Source organism: uncultured Sphingomonas sp., from assembly GCF_937859915.1.
In the GTDB taxonomy this organism is placed as follows: domain Bacteria; phylum Pseudomonadota; class Alphaproteobacteria; order Sphingomonadales; family Sphingomonadaceae; genus Solisphingomonas.
On record NZ_CALMAW010000041.1, the window covers coordinates 1 to 7,696 of the forward strand.

General features: G+C 70.1%; 9 protein-coding genes. 3 read left to right on the forward strand and 6 right to left on the reverse strand.

All coding sequences use genetic code 11. The features are described from left to right. The coding region (locus Q0326_RS06310) for a short-chain fatty acyl-CoA regulator family protein (RefSeq protein ID WP_298688282.1) at positions 1 to 844 on the forward strand (844 nt) is incomplete at its 5' end. Between the two features lie 25 nt (positions 845 to 869). Here the strand turns inward: Q0326_RS06310 and Q0326_RS06315 are convergent. From Q0326_RS06315 to Q0326_RS06330, 4 genes are all read right to left on the reverse strand, one after another. Continuing rightward, entirely contained in the window at positions 870 to 1,247 is a 378-nt protein-coding gene (locus tag Q0326_RS06315) for a hypothetical protein (protein WP_298688284.1), read from the reverse strand. Positions 1,248 to 1,391: 144 nt separating this feature from the next. After that, positions 1,392 to 1,835 carry a DMT family transporter gene (locus Q0326_RS06320; RefSeq protein ID WP_298688286.1) on the reverse strand — a complete coding sequence of 148 codons (444 nt, stop codon included), beginning with the start codon at positions 1,833 to 1,835 and terminating at the stop codon, positions 1,392 to 1,394. A 37-nt stretch (positions 1,836 to 1,872) separates the two neighbouring features. Then, the gene (locus Q0326_RS06325) at positions 1,873 to 2,766 is read right to left on the reverse strand and encodes an SDR family oxidoreductase (protein WP_298688288.1); all 894 of its coding nucleotides are present in this window, start codon (positions 2,764 to 2,766) and stop codon (positions 1,873 to 1,875) included. 161 nt (positions 2,767 to 2,927) lie between these two features. After that, positions 2,928 to 4,562, reverse strand: a complete 1,635-nt coding sequence (locus tag Q0326_RS06330; RefSeq protein WP_298688290.1) for an OFA family MFS transporter — start codon at positions 4,560 to 4,562, stop codon at positions 2,928 to 2,930. 167 nt (positions 4,563 to 4,729) lie between these two features. Here Q0326_RS06330 and Q0326_RS06335 point away from each other — a divergent pair, with 167 nt between their 5' ends. Then, the gene (locus Q0326_RS06335; protein ID WP_298688292.1) at positions 4,730 to 4,885 is read left to right on the forward strand and encodes a DUF3309 family protein; all 156 of its coding nucleotides are present in this window, start codon (positions 4,730 to 4,732) and stop codon (positions 4,883 to 4,885) included. An 81-nt stretch (positions 4,886 to 4,966) separates the two neighbouring features. Here Q0326_RS06335 and Q0326_RS06340 read toward each other — a convergent pair whose 3' ends face one another. Both Q0326_RS06340 and Q0326_RS06345 read right to left on the reverse strand, forming a co-directional pair. Beyond that, positions 4,967 to 6,322, reverse strand: coding sequence for a HAMP domain-containing sensor histidine kinase (locus Q0326_RS06340; protein WP_298688294.1), 1,356 nt, complete (start codon positions 6,320 to 6,322; stop codon positions 4,967 to 4,969). Then, entirely contained in the window at positions 6,319 to 6,984 is a 666-nt protein-coding gene (locus Q0326_RS06345) for a response regulator transcription factor (RefSeq protein WP_298688296.1), read from the reverse strand. The genes Q0326_RS06340 and Q0326_RS06345 overlap by 4 nt, the downstream gene beginning before the upstream one ends. 195 nt (positions 6,985 to 7,179) lie before the next feature. Between Q0326_RS06345 and Q0326_RS06350 the strand changes: the two genes are divergently transcribed. Continuing rightward, the coding region (locus Q0326_RS06350) for a hypothetical protein (RefSeq protein WP_298688298.1) at positions 7,180 to 7,696 on the forward strand (517 nt) is incomplete at its 3' end.

Below are 7,696 nucleotides of genomic sequence, written 5' to 3' on the forward strand. Positions count from 1 at the left end.
CCACGGCATCGCGCTCCGCGCCGCGACCGGCGAGGCGGCGGCGTTGCGCGCGTTCGACGGCGCCGCGCGGACGCTGACGATCGACACCGCGCAACCCGCCGAGAGCCGCGCCTTCCAGCTCGCGCATCAGCTCGCGCGGATCGAGCTTGCCGACGAGATCGACGCGGTGCTGGCGCAGGCGGGGCTCCCCTCGCCCGAGGCGGCGCGGCTGTTGACGGTCGGGCTCGCCAATTATGCCGCCGGCGCGATCCTGATGCCGTACGAGGCGTTCCGTGCCGAGGCGCGCCGCGTCCGCCACGACGTCGATCGTCTCCGCCGCCGGTTCGCGGTCAGCTTCGAGCAGGCGTGCCACCGCCTCTCGACGCTGCAGCGACCGGATGCCCGCGGCACCGCCTTCTTCTTTTGCCGGGTCGACATGGCGGGCAACATCACCAAGCGTCATTCGGCGACACGCCTCCAGTTCGCGCGCTTCGGCGGCGCCTGCCCGCTGTGGATCATGCACGAGGCGGTCGCGATCCCCGACCGGCTGATGATCCAGCTCGGGCAGATGCCCGAAGGCACGCGCTACGTCTCGATCGCGAAAGGCCTGGTCAAGGAGAGCGGCAGCTTCGGACGACTACCGCGCCGCTATGCGGTGGCGCTCGGTTGCGAGGTCGGTGAGGCGGCGGACTTCGTCTATGCCGATCATCTCGATTTGACACGCGCCGATGCCGCCACGCCGATCGGCATCTCCTGCCGGATCTGCCCGCGGGAACAATGCGAGCAGCGCGCCTTCCCGCCCTCGGGCCGCGCGATCCGCGTCGATCCCGAGCGGCGCGACGTCGTGCCCTACCGCTTCGACTGAGGGATGGCGTTCGGTGGCACAGGCCTCAGCCTGCGACCGCGCGCGCCTCGATCATGCGAATCTGCGTCGGCGCATAGCCCGCCTCGCGCAGCGCCGCGGCCTGCGCATCGGGCAGATGGTGACGATGGCGGGTGACGACAACCGCGCAGCGCAGCGCCTCGAGCCGCGGATCGGCGAGCGCGCGCGTCGCACTGCGCAGCCCGAAGATCGTCTTGAGCAGCCGCTCGACCAGCCCCGGCGCCTCGAGGCTCGCCGGGCCGTCGGTCTGCGCAAGTTCGATCACCTGCTCCTCGAGCGGGGTGAAGGCGAGCGGGCCGACGCCGCGCCATTGCAGGATCTCGGCCGACGCGTCGGGGGCCGCAGGTGGCGGCGCATCGTACCGGACAGCTGCTCGAACCGCCATGATTTGCTCCTCGCGCCTGTTCCGATTCGTCCCGCGTGACGATGGCGGTCATGTGACGCGGTGCGCGTGAACCGGAGATTGCTGGAGCGTGACGGATCCGACGGGCCGGCCCTGCCGACCGATTGCGTCGTGCCGGCGATTTGATCAGAACGCCGCGATCAGTGCGACGCCCCCGACCATCAGCGCGGCGCCGGCGAGCCGGCCAAGCCCGGCGCGGTGGACCGCGAACCCCATCCAGCCGAAATGATCGAGCAGCAGCGAGGTTACCGTCGAGGCAGTGACGATCAGCGCGACGAACACGCCCGCACCAAGCTTGGGGGAGGCATAGACGGTCGCTAGCACGAAGCAGACCCCGAACAGGCCACCGGCCCATGCCCACCAGGGCGTCTGTGCGAGCGTGCCGGCGGTCGGCAGCCGCTCGCCCGCCACCAGCGCAATCAGCAGCGACGCCACGAGCGTGATCGTGGAGACGATCGCCACCGACCACAAGGGAGCCGACAGGCTCTTCTGCAGCATGTTGTTGCTGCCCGACTGCAGCGTGCTGGTCATGCCTGCGGCAATCGCGAACAGGATGAAGACGATCTGCATGCCGCTCAGGCGGCGGCGGGCGCGCGGCGGCGCGGGGTCATGCGACCCCGGCCCCGCCGGTCACGCCATAGACCTCGCCGCTGATGTAGCTGGCTTCCTGCGAGGCGAGCAGCACATAGACGGGTGCCAGCTCGACCGGCTGACCGGGACGGCCATAGGCGCTCTCTTCGCCGAATTTCTCGACCTTCTCGGGCGGCTGGCCGCCGCTCGCCTGCAGCGCCGTCCAGAACGGACCGGGCGCCACGACATTGGCGCGGATGCCCTTCTCGAGCAGCTGCTTGGCCAGCGCCTTGGTATAGGCGACGATGCCGGCCTTGGTGGTCGCATAGTCGAGCAGGATCGCGGACGGTTCATAGGCCTGGATCGAGGCGGTGGTGATCACCGAGGCGCCGGCGGGGAGGTGCGGGACGGCGGCCTGCGTGATCCAGTGCATCGCATAAAGGTTGGTCTTCATCGTCTTGTCGAAATCGTCCGAGCTCACCTCGGCGATCGAGGGGCGGTTCTGCTGCCGGCCCGCGTTGATCACCAGCACGTCGAGCCCGCCGAGGCCATCGACCGTGGTCTTGACCAGCTCGCGGCACCACGCCTCGTCGGTGATGTCGCCGGGCAGCGCCACCGCGGTGCGGCCCTCGGCCTCGATCAGCGCGATCACCTCCTTGGCGTCGGCCTCCTCGCTCGGCAGATAGGAAATCGCGACGTCTGCGCCTTCGCGTGCGAAGGCGATCGCAGCCGCGCGGCCGACGCCCGAATCGCCCCCGGTGATCAGCGCCTTGCGCCCGGTCAGCCGACCGTGGCCGACATAGCTCGTCTCGCCATGATCGGGCTTGGGATCCATGTCGGCGGCGAGCCCCGGAACGGGCTGCGGCTGGCGCTTGAACGGCGGCTGCGGATATTGCGCGCGCGGGTCCTGCATGGTGAGGCGGTCGGTCATGAAATGCTCCTGCGATGGCGGATGCCACGCCCGGACGCCGATCGGCGCGCCGGACTTCTGTCGGCAGGAAAGGTTAAGCGCGGCGCTAGTTCCTTGGATTTATTCGCGATACCGCGGCGATTCCAGGGAACCGCCGCGGCGCCGTAACGACCTTTATCGCGTCATTTGAGCAGGATCAGCGCCTTCGACAGCGTCATGTAAATGCCCCAGGCGATCGGGATGCCGACCGCGAGCCACGCCAGCACCAGCGTGAGACCGACACCAGATGCCGGTGCCGCGCCTTCATAGGCCGCCGTCGCAGCGCCGTCACCGATCGGCAGCGCATCGTCCGCCGCCATGTGGAAGCGCGCGTCGACCGGACGGATCAGCAGATTGGCGACGAAGCCGACGACGAGCATTCCGGCGAGCACCCAATAGATCGGCGGATAGACCTCGGCACGGGGGATGCCCGCGGCGATGCGGTGATCGCGCAGATTGGCGACGAGCACCGGGCCGAGCACGCCTGCGGTCGACCAGGCGGTGAGCAGCCGGCCGTGGATCGCGCCGACGAACTTGGTGCCGAAGACGTCGGCCAGATAGGCGGGCACCGTCGCGAAGCCGCCGCCGTACATCGAGGCGATCACGCAGAAGGTCAGGATGAACAGCCCGAGGCTGCTGCCCGCCAGCGCGGGTGCCGCGATCCCGTAGAGCAGCGCGCCGAGCGCGAGCAGGATCGCGAACAGCGGCTTGCGGCCGAGCCGGTCCGACAGCGACGCCCAGAAGAAGCGTCCCGCGATGTTGAACAGGCTGATCGCGCCGACGAAGCCCGCGCCGACCGCCGCCGCCGCCTTCTTCTGGCTGTCGTCGAAGGCGGAGAACAGCACGCCCGGCGCATCGATCAGGCGGCCGCCGAAAATCTCCTGGAGCATCGGCGAGGCGATCGCGATGATCCCGATCGAGGCCGAGACGTTGAGCAGCAGCACCAGCCAGATCAGCCAAAATTGCGGCGTGCGGTGCGCGTCGTTCAAATGGACGTGGAAGCGGCTGATCGCCGCGCGGCTGGTCGCGGGTGCGACCCAGCCGGCGGGCGCCCAGCCCTCGGGCGGGACGCGGTAGCCGAGCGCGCCCGCCATCATGAAGATGAAATAGCCGACCGCGAGGGTGAGGAAGGTCTGCCAGACGCCGACCTGCGTCGCGCTCGCGAAATGCTTCATCAGCATGTCGGCGAGCGGACTGCCGATCATCGCGCCGCCGCCGAAGCCCATGATCGCCATGCCCGTCGCCATGCCGCGGTGATCGGGAAACCATTTGATCAGCGTCGAGACCGGCGAGATGTAACCAAGTCCCAGGCCGATGCCGCCGATCAGCCCGGTGCCGAGCCAGATCAGCCAGAGCTGGTGGAACGAGACGCCGATCGCGCCGATCGCGATGCCGCCGACCCAGCAGCAGGCCGCGACGACGCCCGCCTTGCGCGGCCCCGCGCGCTCGAGCCAGCCGCCCCAGATCGCGGCGGCCGCGCCCAGCACGACGAAGAAGATCGAATAGGTCCAGACGAGATCGCTCACCCGCCAGTCGCAGCTGGTCGTGGTCAGCGCGTCGACGAGCGTCATCGACTTGCAGACGACCGGGTCGGTGATCCCGATCGCATGGCCGAGCGGCAGCCAGAACACGCTGAAGCCATAGGCCATGCCGATGCACAGGTGGATGGCGAGTGCGCAGGGCGGCAGCAGCCAGCGATTATAGCCGGGGCCGGCGACGGTGCGCGCGCGATCGAGTAAGCCGCCGGCGCCTCGCGCCGGCTCGAATTTGGTCGCCATCATCCACTCCCACGGTTTCGCGGCCTTGTCGGAGCCGCACGCCCCGTCCGTCAACCTGTTTCGGATCGGCGTTAGTGCCGCGCTGCGCTGCAACATGCTGTTCCGGCACGGAACCTCGTTCGCAAACGCCCGTTTCGATACCAGACCGAAACGACAGGATGCATCCCATGCTTGGCACGATCCTCATCATTCTGCTGATCCTCGCGCTGCTCGGCGCGCTTCCGACCTGGGGCCATTCGCGCAACTGGGGCTATGGTCCGTCGGGCGGCCTCGGCCTGATCGTGATCCTGGTGATCATCCTTGCGGTGACGGGCAACCTATAAGCGCCTCTCTCAACCTCCCCAGAACGGGAGGGGGACCGTTCGCGAAGCCGGCGGTCCCCTTCCCTTTGAGGGGGAGTATTGTCAGACCGCCGCGCGCAACACCAAGGTCGCGACCAGACCGCCCGCGACGCCATGTTCCAGCCGCAGCGCGCCGCCGTGCAGCTCGGCGAGCTCGCGCGCGATCGTCAGCCCGAAGCCGTGCCCCGGCGACGCCTCGTCAAGCCGCCAGCCCGGCTCGGTCGCCCGCGCGATCAGGTCCGGGGCCAGACCCGGGCCGTCGTCGGTGATGCGGATCGCGATGTCGCGTCCCTCGGCCGCGGCCGCGATCGTCACCAATTGCCGCGCCCACATCCAAGCATTGTCGAGCAGATTGCCCAGCATCTCGTCGAGATCCTGCGGATCGCAGCGCACGCGCAGGTCCGGCGCCACCGCGACTTCGGCCTCGATCGCCCGCGCCGCGTGAATCCGCCCCAACGCCACGACGAGATCGTCGACATGGCCCGCCAGCGCCGTCGCCTGGGCGGCGATCCCCGCGTCGCTCGCCGCTCGCGCCCGTGCAAGATGGTGGCGGACCTGCGCGTCGATCCGGTCGACATGGTCCGCGAGCCGGCCGTCGGGATCGCGCCCGGCGAGATCGAGCCGCAGCCCGGCGAGCGGCGTCTTGAGTCCATGCGCGAGATTGGCGACATGGCCGCGCGCCTGCGCCAGCGACGTCCGGTTGGCGTCGATCAGCGCGTTGAGCTCGGCGACCAGCGGCAACAGCTCGGCGGGCTCGCGCGCCTCGACATGTTCGCGCCGCCCCTCGCGCACCTCGGCGAGCGCCGCCCGCAGCCCGGCAAGCGGCCGCAGCCCGATCCGCAGCTGGACGAGGATCGCCAGCGCCATCGCCGTCCCCAGCGCCAGCAGTGACAGCAGCAGCGGCGTCATCGCGGCATGGAGCGGCCGCTCGACGACCGCGCGCGGCCCGGTCGCGACGATCCGCACCGCGCCCTGCGGCGTCGCGATCGTCAGCATCCGGCCATGCACGCGCCGCCCCGCCGCATCCTGCGCCTCGAACGGGTGCGGCCGGTTGCCGTCGTCCGGCCCGAACGGCGCATCGAAGCGCATCGGCGGACCCGGCTCGGGCACGATATCACCCTGTCCCAGCGACGCCGACCGCAGCGTGCCGCCCGGCGCGCGTATCTCCCACATCCAGCCGCTGGCGGCGCGATCGAACGGCGGCACATCGACTGCCCGCGTCCGGTCGAGCCGGCCATCGGGCGCGACCGCGCGCGCGACCACCGCGATCTGCGCGTCGAGCCGCTCGTCGAGCCCGTGCGTGACGAAACGCTCGAGCACATGCCCGATCGCGAACGCCGCGAAGACAAGCGCCGCGAGCATCGCGACCAGCGCGGTCGCGAGCAGCCGCCCGAACAGCGAGCGCGGCAGCAGCCTCATGCGGCGCCTTCGGTAAGCCGATAGCCACGCCCGCGCACCGTCTCGATCCGCTCGGCCCCGATCTTGCGCCGCAGCCGCCCGACGATCACCTCAAGCGAATTGGAATCGACGTCGGCGTCCCCCTCATAGACGCGCTCGAGCAGGTCGAGCCGCTCGATCACCACCTCCTTGCGGAGCATCAGGCAGGAGAGCACGCGCCACTCGAACGCGGTGAGCTTGAGCGGCAGACCGTCCAGTTCGAACTGGCCGGTCTGCGCGTCGAACGCGATCGGGCCGCAGCGGATCACGCTGGCGGCATGGACCGCCGAGCGCCGGACCAGCGCGCGCAGCCGCATCACCAGCTCCTCGACGCGGAACGGCTTGACCAGATAGTCGTCGGCACCCGCCTTGAAGCCCTGCACCTTGTCCGACCAGGCGTCGCGCGCGGTCAGGATCAGCACCGGCAGGTCGCGTCCGGTCGCGCGCCATTCGGCAAGGATCGAGATGCCGTCGCGCTTCGGCAGGCCGAGATCGAGCACCGCGGCATCATAGGATTCGGTCGAACCGAGATGGCCGCCATCCTCGCCATTGGTGGCAAGATCGACCGCGAAATGCTCGGCCCGGAGCGCGCGCACGATCCCGGCGCCGACCGTCTCGTCATCCTCGACCACCAGCACGCGCATCGCTTTGTCCTTCTGCTTCGTCGTCCATACCCGCGGCGCATGATCATCGGACGCCGCGTCCATGAAGACCTGCACGCGCGGGTTGGCGGGGATGCCTAGCTCCGCGCACTAAACCCAAACTGAACCGCGCGGTTCAGCGGGCGTGGGCCGCGACTCGGTAGAACCATGCCATCGCAACCCGATAAGGACAGCATCATGACCGACCATATCCCCCTCACCCGCCGCCTCCGTATCGGCGCCGCCGCGCTCGGCCTGCTCGTCGTCGGCGGGGTCGGCGGCACCGTCGCCAGCCACGCGCTGCAGCCCGCGATCGAGATGGCGCCGCTCCGCCCGGTCGCGATCGCGGCGCTGCCCAAGACCGACGGCATCGTCACGGTTCGCGGCCGCGTCGTCGAGATCTACGGCAATAAGTTCGTCGTCGACGACGGCAGCGGCCGCACGCTGGTCGACACCGGCCGCGCGGGCGACGACGGCATTCTGGTCGCGACCGGCGCGCCGGTCACCGTCCAGGGCCGTTTCGACCGCGGCTTCGTCCACGCGTCCTTCCTGGTCGACGCGGCCGGAAAGGTGACCGCGCTCCGCCCGATGGGTCCGCCCGATCACGGCCCCGGCGGCCGACATGGTCCGCGCGATATGGCGCCCCCGCAGGGCGACGACGCACCGCCAGCACCGCCAGCGCCGCCAGCGACGGGCGCGACCGCCTCGGCGGCCG

Bases quoted from the DNA above. Each gene is read 5' to 3' on its own strand.
- Q0326_RS06315 (WP_298688284.1), bottom strand. From the start codon at position 1,247: ATGGCGGTTCGAGCAGCTGTCCGGTACGATGCGCCGCCACCTGCGGCC.
- Q0326_RS06320 (WP_298688286.1), bottom strand. From the start codon at position 1,835: ATGCAGATCGTCTTCATCCTGTTCGCGATTGCCGCAGGCATGACCAGC.
- Q0326_RS06325 (WP_298688288.1), bottom strand. From the start codon at position 2,766: ATGACCGACCGCCTCACCATGCAGGACCCGCGCGCGCAATATCCGCAG.
- Q0326_RS06330 (WP_298688290.1), bottom strand. From the start codon at position 4,562: ATGGCGACCAAATTCGAGCCGGCGCGAGGCGCCGGCGGCTTACTCGAT.
- Q0326_RS06335 (WP_298688292.1), top strand. From the start codon at position 4,730: ATGCTTGGCACGATCCTCATCATTCTGCTGATCCTCGCGCTGCTCGGC.
- Q0326_RS06340 (WP_298688294.1), bottom strand. From the start codon at position 6,322: ATGAGGCTGCTGCCGCGCTCGCTGTTCGGGCGGCTGCTCGCGACCGCG.
- Q0326_RS06345 (WP_298688296.1), bottom strand. From the start codon at position 6,984: ATGCGCGTGCTGGTGGTCGAGGATGACGAGACGGTCGGCGCCGGGATC.